Annotated in this window: 19 protein-coding genes and 2 pseudogenes; 6 read left to right on the plus strand and 15 right to left on the minus strand. The window is 48.7% G+C overall.

Going from position 1 to position 25607, the window contains the following annotated elements; translation table 11 throughout:
• Positions 1 to 258: 258 nt before the first annotated feature.
• Positions 259 to 1683: an MFS transporter gene (locus LBPC_RS10415; RefSeq protein ID WP_016377316.1), complete on the minus strand. Its 1425-nt coding sequence runs from the start codon at positions 1681 to 1683 to the stop codon at positions 259 to 261.
• 596 nt (positions 1684 to 2279) lie between these two features.
• On the opposite strand from LBPC_RS10415, the pseudogene LBPC_RS10420 reads away from it, so the two are divergent.
• Positions 2280 to 3267, plus strand: a pseudogene (locus tag LBPC_RS10420) (IS30 family transposase).
• A gap of 62 nt (positions 3268 to 3329) precedes the next feature.
• Here LBPC_RS10420 and efp read toward each other — a convergent pair.
• The 4 genes from efp to LBPC_RS10440 form a co-directional block, all read right to left on the minus strand.
• Positions 3330 to 3893 (minus strand): elongation factor P, encoded by a 564-nt coding sequence (efp, locus tag LBPC_RS10425; protein WP_003566713.1) that lies wholly within the window; start codon positions 3891 to 3893, stop codon positions 3330 to 3332.
• A gap of 811 nt (positions 3894 to 4704) precedes the next feature.
• Positions 4705 to 5412, minus strand: coding sequence for a LutC/YkgG family protein (locus LBPC_RS10430; RefSeq protein WP_003662047.1), 708 nt, complete (start codon positions 5410 to 5412; stop codon positions 4705 to 4707).
• On the minus strand, positions 5405 to 6889 hold the full coding sequence (locus LBPC_RS10435; protein ID WP_003570969.1) for a LutB/LldF family L-lactate oxidation iron-sulfur protein: 1485 nt from the start codon (positions 6887 to 6889) through the stop codon (positions 5405 to 5407). The genes LBPC_RS10430 and LBPC_RS10435 overlap by 8 nt, the downstream gene beginning before the upstream one ends.
• Positions 6886 to 7668, minus strand: coding sequence for a (Fe-S)-binding protein (locus LBPC_RS10440; protein WP_003662046.1), 783 nt, complete (start codon positions 7666 to 7668; stop codon positions 6886 to 6888). Before LBPC_RS10440 ends, LBPC_RS10435 begins: the two co-directional genes overlap by 4 nt.
• 470 nt (positions 7669 to 8138) lie before the next feature.
• Between LBPC_RS10440 and LBPC_RS10445 the strand changes: the two genes are divergently transcribed.
• A complete protein-coding gene (locus LBPC_RS10445; protein ID WP_003566723.1) occupies positions 8139 to 8705 on the plus strand; it encodes a hypothetical protein in 567 nt (188 codons plus the stop codon).
• 250 nt (positions 8706 to 8955) lie between these two features.
• Here the strand turns inward: LBPC_RS10445 and LBPC_RS10450 are convergent, their stop codons facing one another.
• The 5 genes from LBPC_RS10450 to LBPC_RS10470 form a co-directional block, all read right to left on the minus strand.
• Positions 8956 to 9291: a PTS lactose/cellobiose transporter subunit IIA gene (locus LBPC_RS10450; protein ID WP_003588351.1), complete on the minus strand. Its 336-nt coding sequence runs from the start codon at positions 9289 to 9291 to the stop codon at positions 8956 to 8958.
• A 56-nt stretch (positions 9292 to 9347) separates the two neighbouring features.
• Positions 9348 to 10448 carry a DUF871 domain-containing protein gene (locus LBPC_RS10455; RefSeq protein ID WP_003662045.1) on the minus strand — a complete coding sequence of 367 codons (1101 nt, stop codon included), beginning with the start codon at positions 10446 to 10448 and terminating at the stop codon, positions 9348 to 9350.
• Between the two features lie 109 nt (positions 10449 to 10557).
• A complete protein-coding gene (locus LBPC_RS10460) occupies positions 10558 to 10968 on the minus strand; it encodes a DUF3284 domain-containing protein (RefSeq protein WP_016363973.1) in 411 nt (136 codons plus the stop codon).
• On the minus strand, positions 10940 to 11146 hold the full coding sequence (locus LBPC_RS10465; RefSeq protein ID WP_003566730.1) for a hypothetical protein: 207 nt from the start codon (positions 11144 to 11146) through the stop codon (positions 10940 to 10942). The genes LBPC_RS10460 and LBPC_RS10465 overlap by 29 nt, the downstream gene beginning before the upstream one ends.
• Positions 11143 to 12567 (minus strand): PTS sugar transporter subunit IIC, encoded by a 1425-nt coding sequence (locus LBPC_RS10470; protein ID WP_003566732.1) that lies wholly within the window; start codon positions 12565 to 12567, stop codon positions 11143 to 11145. The genes LBPC_RS10465 and LBPC_RS10470 overlap by 4 nt, the downstream gene beginning before the upstream one ends.
• An 815-nt stretch (positions 12568 to 13382) precedes the next feature.
• On the opposite strand from LBPC_RS10470, the gene LBPC_RS10475 reads away from it, so the two are divergent.
• The 3 genes from LBPC_RS10475 (at position 13383) to LBPC_RS10485 (ending at position 17434) form a co-directional block, all read left to right on the plus strand.
• The gene (locus LBPC_RS10475) at positions 13383 to 15605 is read left to right on the plus strand and encodes an alpha-galactosidase (RefSeq protein WP_016377497.1); all 2223 of its coding nucleotides are present in this window, start codon (positions 13383 to 13385) and stop codon (positions 15603 to 15605) included.
• A 62-nt stretch (positions 15606 to 15667) separates the two neighbouring features.
• A complete protein-coding gene (yaaA, locus tag LBPC_RS10480) occupies positions 15668 to 16411 on the plus strand; it encodes a peroxide stress protein YaaA (protein WP_003662041.1) in 744 nt (247 codons plus the stop codon).
• A 276-nt stretch (positions 16412 to 16687) separates the two neighbouring features.
• Positions 16688 to 17434 (plus strand): DUF2087 domain-containing protein, encoded by a 747-nt coding sequence (locus LBPC_RS10485; protein ID WP_003662040.1) that lies wholly within the window; start codon positions 16688 to 16690, stop codon positions 17432 to 17434.
• 466 nt (positions 17435 to 17900) lie between these two features.
• On the opposite strand, the gene LBPC_RS10490 is transcribed toward LBPC_RS10485, so the two are convergent.
• Positions 17901 to 20483 (minus strand): ATP-dependent DNA helicase, encoded by a 2583-nt coding sequence (locus tag LBPC_RS10490; protein ID WP_003662039.1) that lies wholly within the window; start codon positions 20481 to 20483, stop codon positions 17901 to 17903.
• A 40-nt stretch (positions 20484 to 20523) separates the two neighbouring features.
• On the minus strand, positions 20524 to 21114 hold the full coding sequence (locus LBPC_RS10495; protein WP_003662038.1) for a hypothetical protein: 591 nt from the start codon (positions 21112 to 21114) through the stop codon (positions 20524 to 20526).
• Positions 21115 to 21539: 425 nt separating this feature from the next.
• Between LBPC_RS10495 and LBPC_RS10500 the strand changes: the two genes are divergently transcribed.
• A complete protein-coding gene (locus LBPC_RS10500) occupies positions 21540 to 22145 on the plus strand; it encodes a WxL domain-containing protein (protein WP_003662037.1) in 606 nt (201 codons plus the stop codon).
• An 808-nt stretch (positions 22146 to 22953) separates the two neighbouring features.
• On the opposite strand, the gene LBPC_RS10510 is transcribed toward LBPC_RS10500, so the two are convergent.
• The 3 genes and pseudogenes from LBPC_RS10510 to LBPC_RS10520 all read right to left on the minus strand — a co-directional run bounded on the left by LBPC_RS10510 (position 22954) and on the right by LBPC_RS10520 (position 25575).
• Complete coding sequence (locus LBPC_RS10510) at positions 22954 to 23766, minus strand: PfkB family carbohydrate kinase (RefSeq protein ID WP_003607260.1); 813 nt, start codon at positions 23764 to 23766, stop codon at positions 22954 to 22956.
• 321 nt (positions 23767 to 24087) lie between these two features.
• Positions 24088 to 24744 (minus strand): annotated as a pseudogene (locus tag LBPC_RS10515) (hydantoinase/oxoprolinase family protein); the annotation flags it as partial.
• A 24-nt stretch (positions 24745 to 24768) separates the two neighbouring features.
• Complete coding sequence (locus tag LBPC_RS10520) at positions 24769 to 25575, minus strand: hypothetical protein (RefSeq protein WP_003662031.1); 807 nt, start codon at positions 25573 to 25575, stop codon at positions 24769 to 24771.
• Between the last annotated feature and the right edge of the window lie 32 nt (positions 25576 to 25607).

Raw genomic sequence — 25607 nt, forward strand, 5'->3', positions numbered from 1 at the left:
TTCCTTATTTATGGGCAGTAAGAAGCCCACCTAACCTAATAATCGACACGCGTTTTTGTTTTCATTTTGAGTGATGATGCTAAGAATAGCTTATATTAAATAACACTGGCAAGAATCGGAAAATCGTCAAATAGTGGACTAATATTCGGCTTTTGCTCATAGAATTTTCGCTTTTGTCAGACAAGCTGCCATCTTATACAAATAAAGCTGAGCAAATGCTCAGTTTTATTTAACCGCTTTCATATGTTTCACTTGGATTTATTGAACTGAAGCCTTCGTTCGCCGACTGCGAATTGTTCGAAAAATGACAATTATTAATCCAACCACGGAAACAATGGTTGCTAACCAGAAAACAAAGGCCAATGCATGCAGGAATGGTGCCCCCGACTGCGGCGAAATTCGCGTGACGCCTGGCAGCTGGGCAAAAAGTAACGTAGCACCAAAGCTGATGCCGATGGTCATTCCGATGGTTCGCGCCAACGAGTTCAGCGATCCGGCCACACCAGAGACGCTAGCATCAACCGCTCCCATCGTTAAGGCATTGTTTGGCGAAAGGAACAACGCCATGCCCGCTCCATTGAGCACAATCGGCCAGATGATGGGTGCCATCGACAATTTTGCTGGATAAAAGGCGTAGCCGACTTGTGACACAATCAGGACTAACAAGCCCAGAATCGTGAGATAGTAACGATTCCAATGATCGGCAAGCCAGCCGGCAAACGGTGTAATCATCAACATGACAACACTTTGCAGCATCATCAACAGGCCGCTTTCAAAGGCAGAAATGCCGCCGTAACTTTGCAAATAGAATGGCAACAAAATGTTGGAAACGGAGTTAACCAACATGACGATCAGCAGCACGCTGACGGATATTAAATAATCGGGATTATGCATCAATGCTGGCGCAATCCACGGTGACTTGGCACGTTGATCTTGGATGAAAGCCAACAACGTCAAAATCGCCCCACCAGCAAGGATGAGAAATCCCAACAGATGCTGCGTCGGCTGCTGAAGCCAATAGCCACTGGCAAAGGTCAAGATCATCCCGCCAGTAAACAGATTTTGCCCTGTCCAATTGGCGTTACCCCAGACTTGCTTAATCTCCCCAGTTGCTGGCCGGCGCAGTGGCAAAAATCGCATCCCCGCAAACACGATCAGCAGACCAACTGGGACATTGAAAAGGTAAATCCATCGCCAGCTTGCCCAAGTAATCAAAATGCCACCAAATGCCGGGCCGGAAATCGACCCGACGGAAACAAACATTGAGATCACCGCTAACGCCTCTGCCCGATTAGCATCAGGAAAGTATTGGCTAACGATGCCCATCGAATTCGCCATGATCATCGCCGACCCAACGGCTTGAATGACGCGACCGGCAAGGATGGTTAGATAAGTCGGCGCGATCCCAGTTAACAATGAACCAACAATGAATACCATTTCGCCGATCAAAAAGACGAGATTTTTTGAGACCAAATCACCGATATGGCCAAACATGACCAGTAAAACAGAGGTCGTAATGAGGCCGATGGACACAATCCAAGTCGCGGCACTGCTGGAAATCATGAGATCCGCCGAAATTTTCGGCATGGCCAAGTTCGTACTCGACCCAGACAGAGCCGTTAATAACGACATCATCCCCAAAACAATTAAAATTTTAATTCGTTGCGCGCGTGGCATGGTCATCACCATCACACCCTTTCGGACTGTATTTTAGGCTAATTGGTCAGGAGTCACAATTATTCTACCTTGGTGTGACGGGGTTTGATTGAAGTGGTTAAGTGACTTGTTACCTGCTGGTGAGGTTGATCGATAATTTTCTCCTAGGATTTATGATTTGTTGGATTCCAACTAATCTGGGAAAAGACATTAGGCTAAAGTTCTATGCCGTGCCAAACTCCGCAATCTACGGCCAGAAGGGGCTTGCGACGCGGAGCTAGAGCGGAGACGGCGCTTCGAGCCCGCAAAACCCGCGGTCTCGAAGTCGCCTAACAACATCAGCTCCAAAACCCGGTCGCTGTGTTGTTTGCACGGCTGAGCCCCATCTGGCCTACGATTGCTCCGCCTTGGCACTGGTGTCTCTAAATGCCAACGGGTTATCTATGACAAACTGTGAATGATGTCCCAACCTGCATGTTACGTAATGATGCGGCAAAAAGACACGTTTTTGGATGACGGATTTACAATTCAAGTGCAACAAATTAGTCAAATAGAAAAGACTCATAGCCTGAGTCCTTGTAAAATGGAATCACCACAAGACCAACTACAAGGAGAACTCGACTATGAGTCCGTACACCCATCTTACCTTAAAAGACCGTGAATCGATACTGCTTGGTATCTCTACAGGCAAAACTCTTGATACCATCGCCAAAGAGATAGGTCGTTCCAAGAGTACAGTCAGCCGTGAAATTGCACGTAACGGCGGCTGGCGGAACTATTCGGCAGCCACCGCTCAGGACCGCTACCGGCGGGTTCGCTTGGCTAGCAGGCGTCCTCGGATCCTCGATCGACCGGGGACTCGTGACGCTGTCATTCGATATATCACGGTGCTACATTGGTCGCCTGAGCAGATTGCCGGTCGCTTGTCACTAGAAGGCAGTCCTATTCGCATCAGCTATTCGACTATCTACAGAGGTATCTACCTAGATAATCTCGGTGTTCCATTGAAGAGCCATGGTGCTCGCGGGCTACCAAGGCTGCTTCGACACCGAGGCAAGACGCGCAAAATCAAAGGCACCATAAATGAACGCCGGGGGCGCTTCAATGACGTGCCATCAATTCACGACCGACCCCGGTCGGCAGAAAATCGCAGCTGGTTTGGTCACTAGGAAGGCGATACAGTACGCGGTAAAACAGGACACTCTGCATTAGTAACATTAGTTGACCGTAAATCACGCTATCTGCTTTCGAAGCGAACGGCCAACGCAAAAGCTGACACTGTTAGAGACGTCATGATTGAGCTGCTTGGTGCCTTACCAGCTAACCGAGTAAGAACACCGTGGAAGGGAGTTTGCCCGGTACAGGGAGCTGGCAGAACGTCTGAATACAAAGGTCTTCTTTCCTGACCCACACGCGCCTCAACAACGAGGAACTAACGAAAACACCAACGGACTGATTAGAGAATACTTTCCCAAGAACACAGACCTAGACCTTCAGAGCGACCAGGAAATTGAGACTTACATTGAACAACTGAATAATCGACCACGCAAGGTCTTAGGCTGGAAGACGCCATCAGAAGTCTTCATGGGTAAAAAGTTGCACTTGAGTTGACAATTCGTCATAACAAAAAAACCACACAGATTATTCACTGTGTGGTCAGCTTGCTTTCGAAATTATTTTTGAGCACGGCCTTTGTAAGTTCCTGTGTCGGTCGTGACGATAATAGTTTCGCCATCTTTGACGAAATCAGGCACGGTAACAACTAAGCCAGTTTCCAATGTTGCTGGCTTGCCGCCGCCCGCCACAGTGCCGCCTTTGACAGCCGGCTGGGTTTCGGTGACTTTAAGTTCAACGCTACCTGGCAGTTCCAAGCCGATGACTTCATCGCCGTAGAATTCAATTTCAACCGGAACGTTGGGCAGCATGAACTTCAATTCATGCTCAATGCTTGAAGTTGGCAATTCATATTGCTCGTAGCTGTCGCTGTCCATGAAGTAGGCAGTGTCATCTTGCGTGTAGAGATAAGTCGCCTTTTTACGATCCATAATCGCAATTTCGACTTTTTCGCTTGGCCGCATGGTGGTGGTAACGTTAGCGCCGGAACGAATGTCGTAGAGCTTCATTTGCATGACGGTGTTGCCCTTGCCAGGCTTGTGGTGGTTGGACTCCAGTACCTTGATAAGCTTGCCATCCTTAACAAAGACCATCCCAGATTTCAAATCAATTGCTTCAGTCATATTTTGTGTTCTCCTTCATTCGCATTACGCCGCAACGGCGCGTTTCGTGTTTAGTATACCATAGTGAACGATAGCGCTATCTTTTTAATCAAAGACAAAAGCACAAGCCGAGCCATAATTTCATCTAGACCTTGTGATCTGTCAGATATCGAATAAATTGGAAAAACAATCTGGACTAAAAAAGGGCTTGCCGTGCCAAACTCCGCAATCTCCGGCCAGCTGGAGCTGATGTTGTTTGCACGGCTGAGCCCCATCTGGCCTACGATTGCTCCGCCTTAGCAATAGGGTCTTCAAATATCAGAAGGGGGTGTATCACAAAACGCTTGTTTGGTAGACATAGTGCCAAATTAAAAAGCCCGTTTCTTCTCCATCGAGTCACCACAACAGAATAGAGAAAAACGGACTTCCGAAACACTTGACATGATATTGACAACTCACCAAGAACAACTGCTCACTAATAAGCTAGACCTGAGAAACTTCGGCAATCACTTGTCAAAGTCAGATCACAGATTTCTGAAACATCTCATTTTGTCATCACATTGACAGAAGATGTGCCTATCTTGGCTCCAATCCTACGACAGAATGCAGAGAGCTGGCGGAGCGGGGATGGGGCTCAGCCGTGAAATTGGTCTTGGTGCGTGGTTTTCTCCGCCTAGACCAAGGCCGATCTTCAAGACCGCGGTTTTGGCGGGCTTGAAGTCGTGCCCACAGCTCTAGCTTCGCGGTCGCCATCCCCCATCCCCGAGTAGCCAGCTCAGATCATCAATTAAAACTTAGCCCAGAATAGAACTAAACAACTAAAGATATCAAACTACATATCCTCTACAACCAAGTAAGTCATGTCCAACGGGCCGTGGACGCCGACAACGAGGGTCATTTCGATGTCGCCAGAGTTGGATGGACCGGTGATGAAGTTGATGTTGCTGGTTTGGAGCTTACCGGCTTTAATGTCAGCATCGTAATGATCCATGGCTTGGCGAGAACGTGGCAGGGTGTTGCTCTTTTTGATAATAGCCAAGTAATGGGTTGGCAGGAAGTGGAAGCCACGGCCTTGGCCAGGGGTGGTGGCAACGGTAATCGTGCCTGATTCAGCCAGCAAATAATCCGCAAAGCCGATGGCGACGTCCGCAGCCGCCGCTTGCTTCAAATTGAAGTCGCGGCCTTTGCCTGGCGTCCAGTACATCGGCTTAGGACTGACGGTGTTGGTCCATTCGGTCAAGCCAAAATCTGCGTACTTGTCAGTGGTTGGCAAAATCATTGTTTTAGGCGCATCTTGCTCAATGTAAGCATTCAAGGCAGCCGCCAAATCAGCTTTGGTGGTGGTTTTAAACGTGACATGCACCCCTTCGCTATTTTTCTTAGCGATGGTTTCTAGCTCATCTTGAGAGTGGCCAGACAAGGTTGTTTCTGGCAGATCATTGAGCGGCTCAAATGGATGATCTTTGAGCTGGTGCCGCGGTCGGCCGGCTTTTTCAGCGATGGCGTTCAAAAAATCTTCCCGATTCGTGTGATCACTCATGTTTTTGCGCCTCCAATGCTGCCTTGTGCTCCTTGAACCAGTGACGGAAGTTCTCGTTCTTCTTCGGTGGCCGTGGCAGGTCACGCACATCGGTCCAGCCGCGTGCGAGTTTCGGCAACATCTTAGTTTGTTTGATGCGACCACTATTGTACTCATTTTCCACGCTGCCTTGATCCTTCGTAGCCAAAACGCCCATCATGGCATGATCCATATCAAGCGCCATGTTGAATAAAACCGGAGCGCTGGTGCCAACGCCAACCATTTTCATGATCTTGTCGTTGAAGCTGTGATCCATCTTGAGCTTATCCATCATGACTTCACGATGCTTGATCAACAATTCGTGAAGCGGAATGCGAACGGGACAGGTTTCGGTACATGCAGCGCAGAGACTTGAAGCAAATGGCAAATCGCCGAACTTTTCATAACCGTCTAAAACTGGTGAAAGCACCGCGCCGATTGGTCCTGGGTAGATTGAGCCGTAGCCATGACCACCGATATGTCGATAAACTGGGCAGACATTGAGACATGCGCCACAGCGAATGCATTGCAAGACTGGCTCGAATGGCGTGCCAAGGGCGTTACTGCGGCCATTATCGACAATGACCACATGAAAATCTTCTGGTCCGTCTGCTTCGCCGTCAACTTGCTTGCCAGAGAAAGAACAATAGCTGGTCAGTTTCTGTCCCACAGCTGACCGAGACAACATGTTATCCAGTGTTTCTGCTTCCTTCAAACTTGGGACAATCCGTTCCATCCCCATCACGACCACCTGTGTCTTAGGAATCGCCATGGTCAGATCGGCATTGCCTTCATTGGTGACCAAATTGATCAATCCAGAGTCGGCAATCGCAAAATTGCACCCCGTAATACCGAAATCAGCTTGTAAGAAATAGCGCCGCAAGTATTCACGCGCGAATCTGGCTAAATGTTCTGGATCGTTGTCACCTTTGTAACCCAGTTTATCGAAAATGGTTTTGACCTGATCGCGGTTTTTCGCCAATGCCGGGAAAACGATGTGGGTTGGTTCTGCCCAATCGTCTTCTTGCAAAATAAACTCAGCCAAATCAGTTTCCATCAGCTGGGTGCCAGGAATCTTCAACAAATCTTTGTCCAAATTGATTTCGGTGGTGACCATCGACTTGGACTTCACAATCTTCTTGGCCTGCTTCTTCTTGGCAAGGTTCGTGATGTAAGCCGCGGCTTCTTTGTCCGTTTTGGCAAAGTAAACGTGCCCGCCGCGTTTTTCAACGTTATCGCTAAATTCTTCTAAATAATCCGGTAAGTATTTGATCACATGCTGGCGGATCTGTTCGCCAAGATCGCGCCATTGCGGCCAGTTGCCAAGTTCGTGACGTGACGCCTCGCGTTTATCCCACTGGGCGTCTTGTGCTTTGGCAACACTTGCCTGCATGAACTTGTCCTGTTCGGATTCTTTCACCCGCTCCAAGAATGGTTTATCACTGGTGACGATACTCATAGGCGCACCTCCTGTTCTACCGGCAGTGGATCATGGAATTTGATCCGTTTCGGGTCAACATTGTGGTTGAGCACTTCAGCAATGTGCATGATCTTAATTTTTTCCTGACGGCGAGAGAAGCGACCGGAAATATTCATCAAGCAGGCTGGATCAGCCGAAATCAGGACTTTGGCCCCAGTACTCAGCACATCGTCGACTTTTTCATCCACCATCTGCTTGGAAATCTCCGGCTCTTTAGCGGAAAACATGCCGCCGAAGCCGCAGCAGTTTTCGATATGTGGGAGTGGTTCCATTTGCAGATCCTTCACATGATCAAGCAAAGCGAATGGTGCTGTCCGCTCACCCAACAACCGGGTCATGTGGCAAGAGCGATGATAGGTAGCTTTGGCATCGAGTTCAGCGCCTGCATCAATCACATTCAAAACCCGATACAGAAACTGGGAGAATTCAAATGTTTTGTCGGCGACTTCCTTCGCCTTTTCAGCATATTCCGGATCATCTTTAAGTAAAACGCGGTATTCGCGCAGCATATTTACGCAAGAACCAGCTGGCCCGACGATGTAATCGGCGTCAACTGACAGCAACGCATCGATCTCATTACGAAAGACCTTCTGCGTAGCTTTCACGTAACCTGAATTATATGTCGGTTGGCCGCAACAAATCTGCTTAACCGGCATGAAGGTTTCACAGCCAAAGCGTTCCAATACTTCGACCATTGCTGCCCCAACGTTCGGGAAGAAAAGATCTACGATACAGGTGGAGAAAATGACAACTTTCATGGCGCACCTCCTATATTAAAACGATTCCAATTTAAATATACACCTCCAAACATGATTACGGTACTGAAAGCGTTTATAAAAAAATAATTTACTTCTTTTTGAAATCGTTATACTAACCAGCAGCGACCAGCCAATGAGTTCACTTTGAAAAAGCACTGTTTATGCTAGCTTTTGATACTAGTGTTAAGCATATTGTTTCGTAAGCGCGATGCTGCCCGCCTGAATCACGCTGACAACTTGGCATAACTGCCACTAGCATCCACAATTAGGCTGTCACCAAAACCAACGACATCTTGTGGCTCTTTTGCTGCTTTATTAACTAAAAAAATCAACTTTTCAAAGCGGTCTATACCCCCTCTCTCCCTTGACTTAACGCTGTTTCGCGCGGTTTCACAGCCTTGATTTTTAGGCTAAAAAGACTATGGTAAAGGTGGAGTTAGGAAACCCTAAATAATAATGGAGGCGTGTTTATGCGTAAGCGATATAGGGCAACGTTACAGGCGCTTAATGATGATTGTATCGGTCGGAAAGCACACGGGTTTGCGAATCTTGAAGTCACGGATGATGATGCCCTGCAAATTCGCATTGAGATGTTTAATACGCCAGCAGATATGACGCATATGGCCGTTTTGGAAGGTTCCGTTACGAAAGCGCCAGTCGCGGTTGCGACAGCCGCGCAAGACGTGAACCATGATGGTGTCGTTGACGAGGAAGAAGCAGAGAAGGTTTCCGGTAAAGTGTTTGTGCCACTCGATAATGCTCCTGAAAAGCTGAATCTCATCGGTGGTAAATATCCAGAAGCCGACGACAATGGCTTTTACATTTACCAGCAGCGAGTTGTCATGTCAGACTTGCGGGAACAGTTGCTCAAACGTTACGGCACGGATGTCTTCAATCTTGATAATGCGGTCATGTATGTTGACGGCGTCCAAAGCGATGTCCTGTTGCCGAAAACAGTGATGAGCGATTTGGACAAAGAGAAACCTTATCTCACCTTGCCGATTGCCGTTGGTAAGTTGCGTAAGGTGATGGGTTGATCATTGTTCCCCAATATGGATTCGTGAAAAGATTGGGCTAAACAATTCTCTGTCGTGCCAAGCTCTGTAGTCGTAGACTTTGATCTTTCAAGTCTAAAAGGCACTGTGACGTGGGCAAAAATTCTTTGTTTCGGTAATTGCAAATTTTGTCCTGACCTGTTCACTGTTTCTTGTTAGCGTTACACCATTCAAAAAAGCCGATCATCATCTGACCGGCTTTTCGTTTGTCATTTTTGTGTTGCGCCCATGATTAAACAGTTGGCGCGGTTGTCATTTCTGCCATCCGCTGATAAACAGCGACAACCTCACCGGCCAAATCGCGGAAAGTGATGGCATTCATGAGATGATCCTGCGCGTGGACCATCAGCAGTGACACCTCGGCGTGATTGCCACTGGCTTCGGCGGTCAGCAGCTCTGTTTGCGCATTATGCGCTGACACTAATGCATCATCAGCTTCTTTTAATTGCACAGTTGCTTCAGGAAAGTCACCGGCTTTGGCAGCTTGAATCGCGGTGAAGGCCGCACTCTTGGCATTGCCGCCTGCTATAATCAAGCCCATGATCGTTTGTTCATTCACTTGCGTCATCGCGTTTTCTCCTTTGTCATGATCAGTTTCTGTTAACTCATCGGCGGTTTGTGGCTCTAACTTTTAACATGCTTTAACATGAACGTCCGCCATGGTTTCAGCAACGGCAATAAGTCGAGATCTGAGTCGGTTAATTGACCAATTTTATTGCGTCGGCCATCATTTGCCAGTTCACGCAGGACAATTTGCAGTTCTCCGGCATAGCGGGCATACGTCTCATTCACCACGACAACATCGCCACGGTGTAACGTGCCAGTTGCATCATGCGCCGGAATCGCCTGTCCTGCATAGCGAACGCGCGGTTGGGTGTCGCGAACCAGATAATCTGAGGCGTCACCACGATATAAATGCGCCTCACTGAATGCAATCTTGGTTTCCAATTCAGAAATGGCCGCCGTTGGATGCACGCGCAATGCCGGATACGGACAGAAGAAGGCCAGTGCCGCGGCGTGCAAATCAGCCTCGCTCGCCATCGCATTGCCGATTAACACATCGTCAATCACCTCGGTCAGTCGCAAATGGTGCACCTGACTGGCAATGGCCCGATCGCGATCACTTTCCAGTGTCGGCAAGCCTTCGCTGATCGGCCACGGCCCATGATCAGCACTTGGCGCAGTCACAAATGCCGCAGTGCGAATGCCATAATGTCGAAACTTCTGCGAGTAGGCCACAAACCGCTCATCACCCAAACCAGTATATTGCTGCGGGTAAAAATTGTGGCAGCCTAACAAGTTATCTAGACGTGGTCCAAACGGCATGATGGCATCAACATAATTCGTGCCAGCACTCATATTGATCTCAATTTTCAAGCCATACTGGTTATGCGTCATCAACGCCTCTTCTTGCCCAGTAAATCCCTCGTCAAGCCGCAAGCCCCAGACGCCCAGTTCGTGAAAGAAACTCAGATCATGATAATCAATTTCTAACTCGGAAAATAACGGTGGCGCAATATCGACAATCGTTTTAAATCCAAGTTGAGTTGCTTTGGCGACAACAGCCTTAAAAATGGCCAACTGATCGCGGCCTTTTTCGCCGGACAACTGCAATAGCGATGTAAACAGCCGCCGATACCCAAGCTGATGAGCCATTTCTAGATAAGCAGTCGCCTTCGCTACCGTGGTTTGTTCTGGGTAGAGACTGATCCCAATCTGTCCCATTTTTTCGCCTCCTTCTGGCGAGTCATTGTTTTTTGTTTCACTGTCTTGTATTGCTTGCTTCGTGCTCCGTGCCGATACACATGGGGTGTCACCTCTAAAGGCAACTTTTTTAAGATTGACACATCTTCAAGGCCATTTTCTTGAATCGGCGTTTCCGAAACCAGCCCATCAGTAGGCCGCTCACCCGATTGTTGGCCGTGCCGCGCGCCGTTTTTGCGACTAAGGATTCTTCATATTCCAACCGACTTTTTCCCGATGCAAGTGGCACTATGCGATAGCTAACGCGAAAGTCGTCTTGCGGCGTTGCCAATGTATAAGCATAGACTTTGTTCGGCTCCATGTCGGTAATCTGCAGCCGCGCCTGCCGACCATTCGGCCATTTTTTAGCATAGCTAAACCCGCGCAAACTTCCCGGTAAAGGTTCCCGGCCGGTATGCGTGCGAATGTCTGCCAATGCCGAGAGCTGTAACTGTTTGAAAAAGACCGCCGGCTCAACCGGCAGATTCATGGTGATCTTCATCGCGCCCCTCCTGCTTTTGTGCCTTGATCAACTGAACATAGCGACGGACGAACACAATCGTTAAACCAATGCCGATGCCGCAGCCAACGATCTGCCATGGTGCTGGCAATAACGGACTGAACATCACGATGGCCATACTGAGATTGAGCAAGATCAAGTTTGCTGTCACATTTTTCAAACAGCATCACCTTCCAGCTTGCCTGTCTCCTTCACGCGTTTTTCTTTTTTCATCACCGGTTCGTCAACGGTCAACTCAGGGTCCAGTTTGTTGGCCGCTTTGACGAATGGCACATAGATCAAGAACCCGATGACCATATTGACTGCCTGTAGAATCGGTGCGCGCCAGTCCATGGTTGCAATCAGCGAGTTGACAAACGGTGGCATTGACCAGACGATTTGATTCTTAACTGGCGATACCCAGCCGAGGATGTGGGCGCCATAAGCGATTGAGACCATGACCACTGGCGCCAAAATGAATGGGATGAAGTAAATCGGATCCAGCACGATCGGCAACCCGAACATCACAGGTTCATTCACATTGAAGCAGCCTGGGGCAATTGATAATTTTGCCACGGTACGTTGATCGTCTCGTTTTGAAAACAGGAGGATGGCAATCAGCAGCAGCAAGGTACTGCCGGCGCCGCCAATCCATGCATACAGATCAAATGCGTTTCGCGTCCAGACAAACGGTAACGCTTCACCTTTCATGAACGCATTCATGTTAGCAATTTGCGCGGTCAACCAAATGGAATCCAACACCGGTCCGAGCACATTGGTCCCGTGCAGACCGAAGAACCAGAAGATTTGCACCAACAGTGTCATCAGTAAGACTGCCCAGAAACCTTGCGACATATTCAGCAATGGTTCCTGAATTAAGGTAGCAATAAATTCGATCACCGTTGTTTTGTTTAAGCTAATCAGATAGTTGATCACACCGGCTAAATACAACGCAGCCGTTGCTGGAATGATCCCGGTAAACGCCTTCGCAATAGCAGGCGGCACCGCCTCTGGCATCTTAATCGTGACATTCTTTTTCATGAGCCAGATGTATAAGGTCATGGCGATGCCGCCCATGATCATGACAGTGAAGAAGCCATAGGAACCAAAGAACTTGCCAAAGTTGAAGTAGCCCCACATGCTGATGTTCTTGCCATCAACGACCCCACCAGCATCGGTAATCAACTTTGTAGCGCCTTTACCAAGTGCACTGCTTAAAGCGACTGTGAAATTCTGCGGTAAACTCATGATGAATGCGCCTAGTACCACAATCCCGCCAGTCACCGGCTCAACTTGGTACTGGACTGCTAATTGATAGCCGAACGTGAAGGCAAACAGCAAGCCTAGAATCGCCAGTGTGCCGGTCCAAACCATCGCATTAATGCCGATCAGCCATTGCATTGAATCAACAATGCCCATCCACTTGAACTGGGTCGGAATATCGCGAATTAAAACGTTCAAGACTGTCGAAACTGCGCCGGCCATCATCGCTGGCATGATCGCAATAAACGCGTCACGCAAAGCAACTAACCACCGAATTGATCCAATCTTAGCCGCGATCGGCACCACATGCCGATTCAGCCATCCAATAAATGCATTCATAAAGATGCACTCCCCTCAAATATTTTTTGATAATGTCGCAGTCATTCTTTATTACAATTAAAATTTTACGGAAGTGCTGGTTCGCGGGTCAAAGATAATAGTAGTTATTATTTATAATTTTTATAAGCAAAACAGGAGGTCGGTTTTTTCTTGCAGCGGCTGGTGGAACACCGGTAGTACGAGCTGGCTCCGCGGCGGCTGGGCTGGAACGCACTGGGCACGACTTTGAGCCAACGCCCAAACCCGGCGCGCTGTCTCAAAGCTCGGCCTTTTCCTAAAGCGGGAAAACCACCCGCTTAAGGAAAATTTCAGTGCTGAGCCCGCCGCCGCTCCGCCAGCTCTTTCTTTCTGCCGTGAGAAGTATTTTTTTCGTGTCCATATATTAATAAGAAGCCGCTCTTGAATTCGACTTTCGATGTGGAAAAAGTAGTCCTTGTACCTGGAAAATTATAAGCAATCGGGTTCAAGTTCTGGGACAGAATGCAGAGAGCCGGCGGAGCGGCGATGGGCTCAGTGGTGACGTTGGTCTTAGCGGAGTGGTTTTCTCCGCTTAGACCAAGGCCGAGCTTCAAGACCGCGGGCTTTGCGGGCTTGAAGTCGTGCCCACCACTCTAGCTTCGCGGTCGCCACCCCGAATCGCCGCGGAGCCAGCTCGGACTAAGGGTGTTCAAACAGCCGCCGTAAGAAAAGAAAACCTACCTCAATATCGCAAGCAGTTCGACAACCATTCGCTTATAATAGATTGAAACCAGTCACCATAACGCGCTCGCAGTCTCAGAAACCCGCTCGCGCTTTCCATCATGGGGGTAAACTTTATGGCAAATATTGAATATGATCCGGAACGTCAATTGTTTCATTTGCACAACGACACCTTTAGCTATGTCATTCAGGTTATTCGCGGTTATCTTGTTAAACGATACTGCGGACCGGCGCTGGATCATTTTTCCGGTACCGCCAAACTTGAAGACTTCAGTCATGCTTTTAACATTCAAAATGATGCCGCACCTTACTCACTGACGACCTTGCCGCTGGAATATAGCACATTGATGGGTGGCGATTACCGTACGCCAGCTTACGCCGTGCGTAACGGTCACGGTCAGCTGATTGGTAATCTCAAGTTTGACCACTATCAAATCCTTGCTGGCAATGAAAGCTTTAACGGTACCTTGCCGACAGCGCGGACACCGCACGGGCAAACGCTGATCATAACGATGCACGATGAAACCCAGACGCTTGCTGTCAGGCTCAAATACACGATTGTCGGCGATTTGCCTGTCTTGCTCAAACAAGTTGAGTATCGTAATCTGACAGACACGACACTGACGATTACTCATGCCGCCAGCCTTCAACTGGATTTTGACGACCACGCTTATGACCTCATTACGCTGACCGGTGCTCATCTCAATGAGGCCAAAGTGACCCGCCAGCCGCTGACCCCCGGCAAAAAGTCAATCGGCAGTAATTATGGCGCCAGTGGGCCGCAAGGTGTCCCGGCGACGATTCTTGCAGCGCCAGCGACCAATGAATTTGCTGGGGAAGCTTTAGGCGTCACGATTTTGTGGAGCGGCAATTTTAACTATACGGCGCAAGTCGATCAGTTTGACAACAGCCGGCTCGTGATGGGACTGAATCCGGAGCTCTTTGCTTGGCAACTCAAGCCCGGCAAGCCATTTGTCACGCCGGAAGCAGCCGTCGCTTACACCAACGATGGCTTAAATGATCTCAGTCGAATTTTCCATCGCTTTTTCGCCGATCATGTCATGCCATTGCCGCGCAAAAACTTAATTGAATACAACACGTGGGAAACCACTTATTTTGACGTTAGCGAAGCCAAAATTCTTGCCGAGATTCCCAAAGCGGAAGAGTTAGGAGTTGAGTTACTGGTCATTGATGATGGCTGGTTCAAAAATCGGCCTAACGATGCTGGCCAACTTGGCGACTGGGTACCCGATCCCGTTAAATTTCCACATGGTTTGCGCCCGGTGGCTGACGCAATTCACGCTCGCGGCCTTGCTTTTGGACTTTGGGTCGAACCCGAAATGATCAGCGAAAATAGTGAGCTCTATGCCACCCACCCTGACTGGGCCATGCAATATGTCGGCCAAAAGCCTTTGCGTTCTCGCAATCAGCTTATTCTCGATCTCAGTCAGCGGATTGTGCAGGATCACTTGATCACAGTTCTAACTAACCTCGTGCGCGATAATCACATTGACTACCTCAAGTGGGACTATAACCGCCACTTCAGTCAACCTGGCAGTCCGGTGCTACCACCTGATCAACAAGGTGAAGTCGGCTATCGCTATACCCGCGGCTTATACCGGGTTTTGAAAACGTTACGCGACACTTTTCCAAAGCTACTCATCGAAAATTGTTCGTCCGGCGGTGGTCGTTTAGATGGCGGGATGATCTCCTACACCGACCAAACATGGACCAGCGATTTTACTGACCCGGTTTACCGCATGAAAATTATGAACGGCTTCTCGCTGTTTTTCCCGCTCAAAATTTTTGTCTCGCATTTCACCGCCTCCCCGAATCTACAAGATGCGCGGTTAACGCCCTTGCATACCCGCGCACTGTTAAGTCTGGTTGGCATCACTGGCATCGAATGCCCGCCGAGTCAGCTCAGTCCCGCTGAAGCCGCGGCGGTCAAGGCCAGTTTTGCCTTTTACAAAGCGAATCGCAAAGAATTGCAGAATGGTTTGCTTTTTCGGTTACGACCTAGCCATGTTAATCAAGACGAGGTTTGTTGGCTGATCACCAACGCCTCCAAAACCAAGGCACTGGTCTTGACTTCAGTCGGTGTCACTTCGCCGATTCCCCATTATCAACATGTACTGCTGCATTACTTGGACCCAAGATTGTCTTATCAAATCGACAACACAAAAAATGCCACCGGGTTAGAACTGAACCACGCCGGTGTTACCTTGCCACTTGCCCATGGTGATTTTTCGGCAACGCTCATGGAGTTAACGGCAGTAACCAACCTTCCGCAACCCACCGCAGCACCAACGCTTGATCAAATAACCACGCAAAGTTAGACCATCTTGTTGTTCAAGCATGACCGTTTAATCTCAGCCATTAGAAAGTGAGTTTCGCTCGCATGAAATTTATCATCGCTCCCGCAAAGAAAATGATCCGCACTCAAGACGATTTCCCGGTCCAAAGCCAGCCCAAATTCCGTGCCCAAGCTGGCAAACTGTTACTGCTGATGCAACAATTGACCTTTTCTGAAGCGCAGGCGCTGTGGCATACCAGTGACAAACTCACGCAAACCGCCTACAATCAACTGCAGCAAAGTGACCTGACTCGCCAACAGTCGCCGGCCATCTTCAGCTATTCTGGCATTCAATACCAATACATGGCCCCGGACTTGCTAGACGACGCCGGTCTGGTGTATATCCAGCAACATCTTCGGATTTTGTCAGGACTGTATGGCATTTTGCGCCCATTCGATGGCGTTGTGCCTTATCGCTTAGAAATGCAAAATCACTTACCTCTGCCTCATCATCGCAATCTATATGACTTTTGGGGCAACCGCCTTTATCAGGCTTTAGCCAGAATGCCCGGCCCCATCATCAACCTCGCCTCTGACGAATATGCCAAAGCCATTCGCCCCTACTTGCAAGCAAAAGATCAATTCATAGATGTTCGTTTCGCCCATCGCGTTAACGGTCAACTAAAAACCCGTGCCACTTATGCCAAAATGGCCCGTGGTGAAATGATTCGTTTTGCCGCCAGCCATCGGTTAACCAAGGCGGCTGATTTGAAAAATTTTGATTTCCCGACTTATCGTTTCAATGCTCACCTTTCAACAGCAACACAACTGGTGTTCATCGCGAAGTGAGTCTTTATAAAAAGCTGGCCCAAATTGCCTTTGATGAGTATCACCATGACCGACCCAGTCTCCTTTGGCCGGTAATGATGTGAAGAATCAGCCATCATTGACAGTTTGAGTCAGTTTTTTTGCGTACGCGGCCTCGCGCTCAAGCCCCACCATTAAACTCATCGCATGTGTCAAAAAACGCTTCTGTGCAGGTAAAAACTCATCAGCGAGCTCAAAACTTGCAGTTTCGCAAAATCCAAGTTAATATATAAACGAATATTAGAAAGGTTTGTTTATATGGAAACTTCAAACAATTTTGTTTGCGAAAATTCAGAGCTAACGCACGGTTATCGGCTCAAAGATCATCATTACCAATGCCGCTACTGTCCGGTCACATTTGCTGCGGATGAAGTCTATCCGCAAGATGGCCATTTTTTCACAGCTGAAGCCATGATCCGTCAGCATGTCGCCCAAGTCCATCATGGCGCGCTTGCAGCGTTAGTGGCACAACCCGCTGGTCAACTTGGGGTGTCATCCAGTCAACAGACAGTTTTACAATTGTTCGCCCAAGGACTCAGTGATACTGTCATCGCGCAACGTCTCAAAGTCTCGCCTTCCACCATCCGCAACTACCGCTTTAAGTTCCGTGAAAAGGCGCAACAGGCACAACAATTTCTCGCCGCCATGACGCTGCTAGCGATGCCAGACGCGATGATCATCCCTCACGACGGTGCAAAAATGATCGATGATCGATATGCGATCACGCCTGAGGAACGAACCAAGACACTCAAAAGTTTCATGGACGCTGATGGTCGCGTGACGAATTGGCCATCAAAAGAGAAACGCAAGCTCATTATTTTGTCGGAAATTTTCAAAGGCTTCGATCCTCAAAAGAACTACTCGGAAACCGCGGTCAATGAAATCCTTAAGCAGCACGTTGAGGATTATGTCACTGTCCGGCGTAATTTGATTGAATACGGCTTTCTCGATCGAACCGCAGATGGCCGCACGTATTGGGTCAAGGCTAGTGGTCCGCAAATTTAAAATGGCACGACAAATCCTAAGTTTCCCCTCAAGTTCCAACCCTTCGACTAATCGTAAGAACCAGATTGACCATCATTCACAACCTGCAAACAGGCGAGTAACTTTTTCGAAATACGAAAAGATTACTCGCCTGTTTTTTTCTTACTGATGATTTATTGAGATTTTAAAGATCTTAGTGCCAAGGCGGAGCAATCGCAGGCCAGATGGGGATCAGCCGTGCAAACAACACAGCGACTGGGATTTGTCGCTGATGTTGTTAGGCGACTTCGAGGCCGCGGGGTTTGCGGGCTCGAAGCGCCGTCTCCGCTCTAGCTCCGCGTCGCAAGCCCCAGCTGGCCGGAGATTGCGGAGTTTGGCACGGCAGAAGATTCTTTGCCCAATTGTCATTCCGAATCATTCGAAATTTGACAAATCAGGGACTTTATCTGAAATTCAGGACTCAGTTTTAGATTGTCTTTTTTATCTATCAAACATCCCGAGCAGGTTTTCTAGCCGGCAATTGAGCAACCTCATCGACAATCTGATCCAAGATGTCCAGTTGTTCCGCATAACGAACGGCAAATGGTTGCTCGCTTGGTTTGACTTCCTCTGCTTCCAGCGCGGGTCGCGTGGATAAGCGTTCAGCGTGCCGCTTATCCAGCCAAGCCAAGACCTGATCAAAGGTATAGCGGCTGAACGTATCGACTGTCAGTTGGCCGGATAGAAAACTACCAAGCAAATCATGGCGAGCGTCGATGGGATAGATTTTGGTGCGGGCTAAGAGCACCCGAAAGTCACCAAAAAAGATGAATTGCTGCTGGGTGCGCGTCAACGCCGTATAAAAGCTTTGGGCGTTGAGCATCATGTCGGCGCCGTTGACAATGGCAATAACGGTATCTGCCTGCCCACCTTGGGCCTTATGCACCGTAATCGCATAAGCCAACGTCAAATCGCGCGGCACGCTGCCAAAACTGTAGTAACAATATTGCTGGCCGATTTGGACCACAACAAAATGGCGTTTGGTATCAATATGGGCTACCACCCCTGTGTCGCCGTTTGCCACAATTGTCTCACGCCAACGTTTAGTGCCAAAATCATCGGTCTGTTGCAAGCCATTTTCGCCCAGCACTGCACGCCGTTGCCATGTTTTCGGATCAACAAGCGGGACATGTTTGTCGTTTTTCAAAATCATGACCCGATCATTGAGGCGCAAGTGATGTTTTTGATTAGTGACCGGGTCCACGTAACTGCTGATATACTCCGGTTCGCCATTTTTAGCCGGGTTGACCAACGCTTGCAACTCAGCATTAAATCGCAAGCGGCCAGTTGCGCCGATGTTTTTATTCACGATCAACAATTGCGCATCAATCTGCTGACCACTTTTGACCAGCGCATCCTGATACGCCTTCACCCCAGCATCAAACACCCGGCCAGCATTGCGTTGGTTATACAGCGCCACGTTGCCGCTGACATAGCGATCATCGTCTGGTCCAAAAGGCAGCGCTAACCGCTCACGAATGCGATTAGCTAGTGCTAACACGCCGGACTGGCTATCTTGCCGATAAACGCGCGTCAGTGTTGTCGCCGCCACCTGTTCATCGTCTAGACAATCTTTTAAAAAGTTGCCGGGACCGATGGGCGGCAGTTGGAAAACATCACCGACAAACAGCACATGCGCCTTTTTGAAATTAACGTTCTTCAAAACCGTGTAGGCTAGCGGCGTTGTCAGCATTGAGCTTTCATCCACCACAATGAGTCGCGCATCGCCAAAGGTTTCCCAGTCGGCATCCGCGTCAAACTGGCCGGTTTCTTCACCTGGCAGTAGATGCAGATAAGCATGAATCGTAGCAGCTGGCTCGTGCGTATACTTTGCCAAAACTTTGGCGGCGCGGCCAGTTGGTGCAAGCAAGACACTTTTCTCTTTTGCTTGGGCGTTAAAAAACCGAACCAGCAAATCGGTCAACCAAGTTTTACCGGTGCCAGCACTGCCATTCAAAACGCTCAAGCCATGACGGTTCACATTTTGAAAAGCGGCGCGCTGTTGATCATTAATGGTTAAATGAAACCGATCGAGAAACTGATCGAGAGCATCATCTAGCTCATCCGGAGCCATCAACGGCTCGGCTGTTTTTTGAGCGACTTTAATAATCCGCGCCACCGATCCTTCTGTGGCAAACATATCGCAACTCGTCACAAGTCCATACTGCTCGTTAAGTAAAAAGCCGTATTGCAAGGCTTCTTGCGGATCAGCAAACATTTTCAAATCGGCTTCGCGTACAGCCAATAAAGTAGCGGCTTGCTGCCGGAACCACGTAATGGTGATATAGGTCAATCCTTGCGTGAGTACAGCGGTGCGAAAAATATATTGCAATCCTGCCGTAAGCCGATGCGGATCATTCGCTGCAATGCCACGCATTTTAGCAAAGGTGTCGACTTTCTTGAAATCAAGCTGGGCAACTGACATCAACAGGTACGGATTGGCATCAATACTTTGCATGGCCAAATTGGCATCTTTATAAGCCAACCAAATTTTTTCATAAGTCATTGAGCTTAGTGCCTTGCCCCAGTGATTGGCCAACACGGCAATTTCCAGTTTGCCGCGGATGGCGGTAGCGATTTTCTTAATTGTGGCGGGACCAATGCCCGGGACACTATTCGGTTTTACCTGATCGGTTGAAAAAATTGTCAAGATCGGGGTATCATCCGCAAAATGTTCATGCAATCGGCGCCGAACTGTCGGCTGATGCACCAGTAACGTGTCAATCAGCTGCCACTGCCGGCGCGGTTCTTTGGGCAAGCCAAAATGCAACCGCGCCAATTTGTAAGACGGCTTGTTATAACGCAATGAGCCAGCATCATCGTAAACCAAATCAGCGGTGATGATCGCTCGGCGATTGTAGTAGCCCATATCACCGGTAATGGTTGCCTCTTGGGTGAGCGTCATTTTAAGCGCCGGATTCGGATTCAGAATCCGCACGGCGTAAACTTTATAATCACCGTTATCGCTATTAAACAGCAACTTGATCACTTGCAGATCAACATTTTCATAAACTTGTTCCTGATTAGCCATGTGCGCCCCTCCTCTCAAAAAACAATCACCGACAAAAACTTTATAGTTGCATTCTTAGTTTCGTTGTCTCGTGTGTCGCAGCCTTGTCGAGCTTCGGTGCAATCCGAAATCGAAAATCCTCCGGTACGGCTTGCAACTCATGCTGAGCCCACTGTTGGATAAAGGTCGGTTGCTGCCGGATCTGATAAAACTGCAATTCTGGGCGATGCGTACTGTAAACAACGACATCTTCTCGCCCGTGCTTCACTGACCACTGAATGGCCGCCAGCAGTGCGACCAAGCCGGCAGATGGTAGATAAAATTTTCGCGCCGGGTTGAAATCGTCCGGTGTCAGCTCAGCATTTGCTGGCGCATCAGCGTATGCCAACTCTTTGACTGCATCGTCCAAAAACTGGGTGTGGCGCAACAATGTTTTATCTGCCGCATCCGTGATTTTCAAGCCAAATCGATTGCCATTCAGATCATTCAGCCATGCTAAATAAACCTTTGTCTGCGGCGCAAAATCTGCACTATCAACCTCGTGCTGCAGATTGGCCATGCCGCGATGCAGCAAGATCCCCTCAGCTGTGCCGCCATTAGGAAGTTTAATGATGCGTTGTGCCTCGCTTGATGTTGCGTGTGTATCTGCCATGATCGGCCTCTTTTCTTCAAATAAGCTTAACCGGTATGGTGGTTGGTTGCAAATATTGATTAGCTAACCCTCAAAAAGGTGGCTGACTTGCTGCTAACATTGACTTTTGAGTGATCTCGAGCGTCCCATTAGCATCGACTTTTACTACTATCATTCTTTTGATATTTTTGGGGTTGAAGCTTAGACCGGCAATTTAAGTCTCACAAATCGGCATTTATTTACCTTAAAACGAGACAAAAAGTTATTTTTAGCTTTGTGATCTCGTGAATTTGAAAGCGGGTTTCCATGTAAAGCCTATTAATAAGCGATTAAATAAATTTTGCTTGCTCACTCAATTCGTTTTTGTTGGCTCTCGCAACCATTCGCGTACAATTAAAGTTGTTCCAGCGAATGGAACGATTTGACATCAATTGGGGGGAACTTTTATGTCAAAGAAATTGTGGTTGAGCGGTGTCGCGTTTGCCGGTCTCGTTGTGGGGAGTATTGCAACCGGTTCATCGCTTGTAGCTGCGGACAATACCGTTGGCACGACAAATACGACAGTCGCAGTGACAGGTGGCACAATCGACCTTGCAGTGCCTGACACACTGACTTTTCCAAGTGAGCCTGTCGAAGGGATTGTTAGAGCCAATGTCAACGAGACGGTTAATTCCGCTGACAACTCATTATTAACGATCAATGACTTCCGCGGTACGGACGCCGGGTATACGGTGTCGGCCAAAGCGTCTGCGATCACAGCCGCTAATGGCGATGTTCTGCCAGGCGCGGCCATCGAACTAACGCCGGATGCCCCAGCAGTGACGAATGCTGATGCCCCGACTTGGAGTAAAGCGGTAACGTTGACGGATTCAGATCAACCATTATTCGCTACGACCAAATCGCTAAACGGTGCCGGCATTAGCAGTTATGATCTGAACAAAACAACGTTGGCAATTCCTGAGGACAACGCTGTTAAGGCTGAAAGCTATTCCGGTATCATCACCTTTACATTGACACCTGGTCAGCCAGCTGCACCAGCTACTGCACAGTAACGGTGGCGCGAGGTTGATGGTTTTCGACTTTTCTGGTTGTACTTGCCGGAAGGGAGTTGATTCATGTCAGGACATCACCAGAAGACTGTTCGGTCACAATTAAAAATCAGCGCGGGTACCCACGTCGTTTGGATCGGCAATCATTCACGCACCATATCGTATTGAATCTACAAGTCTTTCATCTCTCTTATGAATTTTCATCTCTACACATGCGGCATCACCATTGTCTTGGGGGAGACGGTGATGCCGCATGAAAAAGAACCAAAGTTAATGTCTTGCTCAAGGTTGACTTGCAACTGTCAGCTTTGATAACCAAGTCGCGACACGGCAACCAGCAACATCAGAGCACAAACAGAAGCGCTAAAAAATCGGAACATGTTCAAATCCCAATTTGATGTTACCGGCATTGCTGATCGTTCACGCGCACGGTCAGCGATCCAAAACCCACAGTACCGATCTTTTCAAAGTTCCCGAAATGGGTTGCCGACTTGGTCTATCAAAAAGCATCAAAGAAACCGTCGATTTTATGATCGACGGTTTTTTCGTGAGCGCGAACCAGCCCGGGTAGAAACCGGAGCATATGCGGCCTTGGGCGTGATGGTTGGTTTTTGACCATTGCGACCACGGTCCTTATGCACAGGTTTCTGGGCTGGCAAGCGCGTTATGACGAAGCCCGAACCAGCCCGGATAGAAACCGGAGCATAAGCGGCCTTGGCGTGATGGTTGGTTTTTGACCATTGCGACCACGGCCCTTATGCGCAGGTTTCTGGGCTGGCAAGCGCGTTTATGGCGAAACACAGCGCAATTTTCACGAAATCAGTGGTGCGCCATGCCCAAATGAACCGGGCAACAAAACCTGCGCCGAAGCGAATTTAGCCGCATGACTTAATGATTCCGAAACTTTGGCATCCAATGTTGGCTTGCTAGAAGAATACAAGGTCGCAGCAAAGGACGTAATATAAGCATCCCCTGCTCCCAACGAATCCACCGCCTTCACGCCAAGCGCCTGCTGCCAAGACATCATGCCGTCGACCAGCGCCGCCGAACCACGCAATCCGCGTGAACAAACAATCCGATCGCAACCAGCCGCCGCAACCCGGCGCATCAATGCCTCCACATCATCATCAGACCGTGCTTTGCCAGAAAGATAGGCGAGATCAATCTGTGGCGCAATCTTTTTAAACAGTTTGTCATCGTCAAGGATCGAAAAGTCATAAACCTTGCGCGCTGTGATAGCCTGCAGAAAAGCATCCGCATGACTTTCACTATTCAGATAGACCAGATCGAAACTATTGATATAGGCAATGTCCTCTGGGTCAAGTCGCAGCTCTTGTGGCGGCTCGCCGACCACTTTACGCCGTGCCCCGTCTTTGCCTGTGATCGTTGTAAAAGCATTTCGACCGGCATATTGTAGCGAATGCTGCACATCTACGCCGCGTTCGACCAACATGCGCCGCGCAAAATCGCCACGCGCATCATTCCCGAACGTCCCGATATAGGCTGCCTGCAAGCCGAGTTCGGCGGCAAAAACCGCCGTATTCGCTGCATGACCGCCAAGATACATCTGCTTATCAGCCGGATAAAGATCAACGACATTGTCTCCAATCGCAATGACTTTCACCGATCTCTCCCTCTTTCCATCAAACGCGGCAACTGCAGTCTTCGATCAAACTGCTGCCATGCAAACTCCTGCTTCCTGTTAACAAGGTCAAGTTTACCACAGCAGGAATTGGGTGTGGCATCAAGATTGTCATGTTTTCCAGAACGCATGATCATCACCAAGCCTATCAGCCTGAGGAAATGAACAAAACGGCGTCCAAAACTGGCCGTCGTTTTTTCGTTTTATATGTTATTCCAAGCTAATGTCTGAAAACTTATTCCGGTCACCAATAACAGTCTACAAATTTCGATGATGGGTATTATCATCATCAGGTTTGCTTTTTCATTTCGCCAAATTCCCAACCACCTTAATCTTCACCCGATTCGCATTCTCAGGATGATAAGCCAGCGGTACCTCATCAACTTCAACGACTTCAATCGTCGTTTCATCCGCGCCAGATTCAATTGCTGCGGCAGTAGCTTTCTCCTTTGCATCAGCCATCGCCTTGTCGCGCGGAATCTGGTTGTATGGATAAATTCGGCCGTATTCACCCGAAACCTGACTGATGGACGCACCAATCTCGTTTGCCACACCGCCCAATGGGTCACGAACTAGTTTGCCGACCCCTTCCAACCGATGCGGTGCAATGATGACACCGCCACCGACAAGGATCACTGTTGCCGGCTCAGCACTCGTCTTCATTTTATCAATCGCCACGGCGATCATGTCGCTGATCGTTTGCAAAGCCGCCTGAGCGAACTTCAGCGAAATTTGCTTGGTCAGTTGGGGATCGCCGACATCCGACAAACCCAAACGAACCGCAATGTCAGTGGCGGTGATAATGTTACCACCAAACGTCAATGCTTCATCCGTAATCTTGTAGCCAACGGAATCGGGACCCACCGTGACACTGCCATCTTGCTGCTGGCGAACGATCGAGTCGCCACCTAATCCAATTGACATGATATCCGGCATCCGAAAGTTAGTCGCCACGCCGCCACATTCAGACCATGCACGCGCTTTTCAGCCCAATATTTGTCGAATTGCCAGTAACACCAAACCCAATCCCATCATCGCCATCGTGACGTTAAGCACCTTCGTCACAATTCGCCGCTCTTGGTCATCCATCTCCTCTATCATGCTCAAACTATAGTCGTTGTAAGGCCCAGCATCCCAATACCCGACATAATAACTCAGCAACTTCTTCTCACGACCAGTCAACGGCTTACTGTCAGCCCGAAGCAACAGTTGATCATCAAATAAGGCATACATATCATCACTCAACATCGCGGCCTTACGTTGCCGCCTCGCCTGCTCACTGACCTGATCGAACAACCGCTGAAACCGTTCCCGCGCCTGCGCATCTTCATCATCCTCCGCTGACCACGCCGTTAATTTCCGCTGAAAGATCGCCATCACATCGTTAAAATGTTGCTGTTGAAAATGATTAGCAAACGTCAGATAACGATTCTGTTCATTCAGATATTTAGTTTGCCAAGTCTGGTAAAGAAAGTAGCCAAACAACCACAACACGATCAAAGCATTGATCAAGTTTCCCAAATTCCAAGCCGTCATCAGTTTCTCAAGACTACCAATCACCCAAAAGGTCAGGATCATGAGACTAACAAACAACGACAACAACTGTTTCTGCCGCATCTGCGGATTCCGCTGCATCTCGGCATAAATCGTCTGGCGATGCTTCAAATAAAGGACAAAGTAGTCCAAAAAGTCCAACGAGCGGACTTGTCGGTAAGTCTTAACGATGTAAAAGAGCAGGATGACTAGTGAAACCATGTTGATGACGCGGTTGATGGTGTCGATTGGGGACATAGAGGACTCCCTTTCAGTTTATTGACGTGTCA

Origin of the sequence: Lacticaseibacillus paracasei subsp. paracasei, assembly GCF_000829035.1 — a bacterium.
GTDB classification, from domain to species: Bacteria; Bacillota; Bacilli; order Lactobacillales; family Lactobacillaceae; genus Lacticaseibacillus; species Lacticaseibacillus paracasei.

What these genes read in the sequence shown, in the direction of transcription:
- LBPC_RS10460 (WP_016363973.1), bottom strand. Translation starts at nt 10,968, where the DNA reads ATGAAGATCACCATGAATCTGCCGGTTGAGCCGGCGGTCTTTTTCAAA.
- LBPC_RS10470 (WP_003566732.1), bottom strand. Translation starts at nt 12,567, where the DNA reads ATGAATGCATTTATTGGATGGCTGAATCGGCATGTGGTGCCGATCGCG.
- LBPC_RS10430 (WP_003662047.1), bottom strand. Translation starts at nt 5,412, where the DNA reads ATGAGTGATCACACGAATCGGGAAGATTTTTTGAACGCCATCGCTGAA.
- LBPC_RS10435 (WP_003570969.1), bottom strand. Translation starts at nt 6,889, where the DNA reads ATGAGTATCGTCACCAGTGATAAACCATTCTTGGAGCGGGTGAAAGAA.
- yaaA (WP_003662041.1), top strand. Translation starts at nt 15,668, where the DNA reads ATGAAATTTATCATCGCTCCCGCAAAGAAAATGATCCGCACTCAAGAC.
- LBPC_RS10520 (WP_003662031.1), bottom strand. Translation starts at nt 25,575, where the DNA reads ATGTCCCCAATCGACACCATCAACCGCGTCATCAACATGGTTTCACTA.
- LBPC_RS10490 (WP_003662039.1), bottom strand. Translation starts at nt 20,483, where the DNA reads ATGGCTAATCAGGAACAAGTTTATGAAAATGTTGATCTGCAAGTGATC.
- efp (WP_003566713.1), bottom strand. Translation starts at nt 3,893, where the DNA reads ATGACTGAAGCAATTGATTTGAAATCTGGGATGGTCTTTGTTAAGGAT.
- LBPC_RS10415 (WP_016377316.1), bottom strand. Translation starts at nt 1,683, where the DNA reads ATGACCATGCCACGCGCGCAACGAATTAAAATTTTAATTGTTTTGGGG.
- LBPC_RS10440 (WP_003662046.1), bottom strand. Translation starts at nt 7,668, where the DNA reads ATGAAAGTTGTCATTTTCTCCACCTGTATCGTAGATCTTTTCTTCCCG.
- LBPC_RS10475 (WP_016377497.1), top strand. Translation starts at nt 13,383, where the DNA reads ATGGCAAATATTGAATATGATCCGGAACGTCAATTGTTTCATTTGCAC.
- LBPC_RS10450 (WP_003588351.1), bottom strand. Translation starts at nt 9,291, where the DNA reads ATGACGCAAGTGAATGAACAAACGATCATGGGCTTGATTATAGCAGGC.
- LBPC_RS10495 (WP_003662038.1), bottom strand. Translation starts at nt 21,114, where the DNA reads ATGGCAGATACACACGCAACATCAAGCGAGGCACAACGCATCATTAAA.
- LBPC_RS10455 (WP_003662045.1), bottom strand. Translation starts at nt 10,448, where the DNA reads ATGGGACAGATTGGGATCAGTCTCTACCCAGAACAAACCACGGTAGCG.
- LBPC_RS10445 (WP_003566723.1), top strand. Translation starts at nt 8,139, where the DNA reads ATGCGTAAGCGATATAGGGCAACGTTACAGGCGCTTAATGATGATTGT.
- LBPC_RS10500 (WP_003662037.1), top strand. Translation starts at nt 21,540, where the DNA reads ATGTCAAAGAAATTGTGGTTGAGCGGTGTCGCGTTTGCCGGTCTCGTT.
- LBPC_RS10485 (WP_003662040.1), top strand. Translation starts at nt 16,688, where the DNA reads ATGGAAACTTCAAACAATTTTGTTTGCGAAAATTCAGAGCTAACGCAC.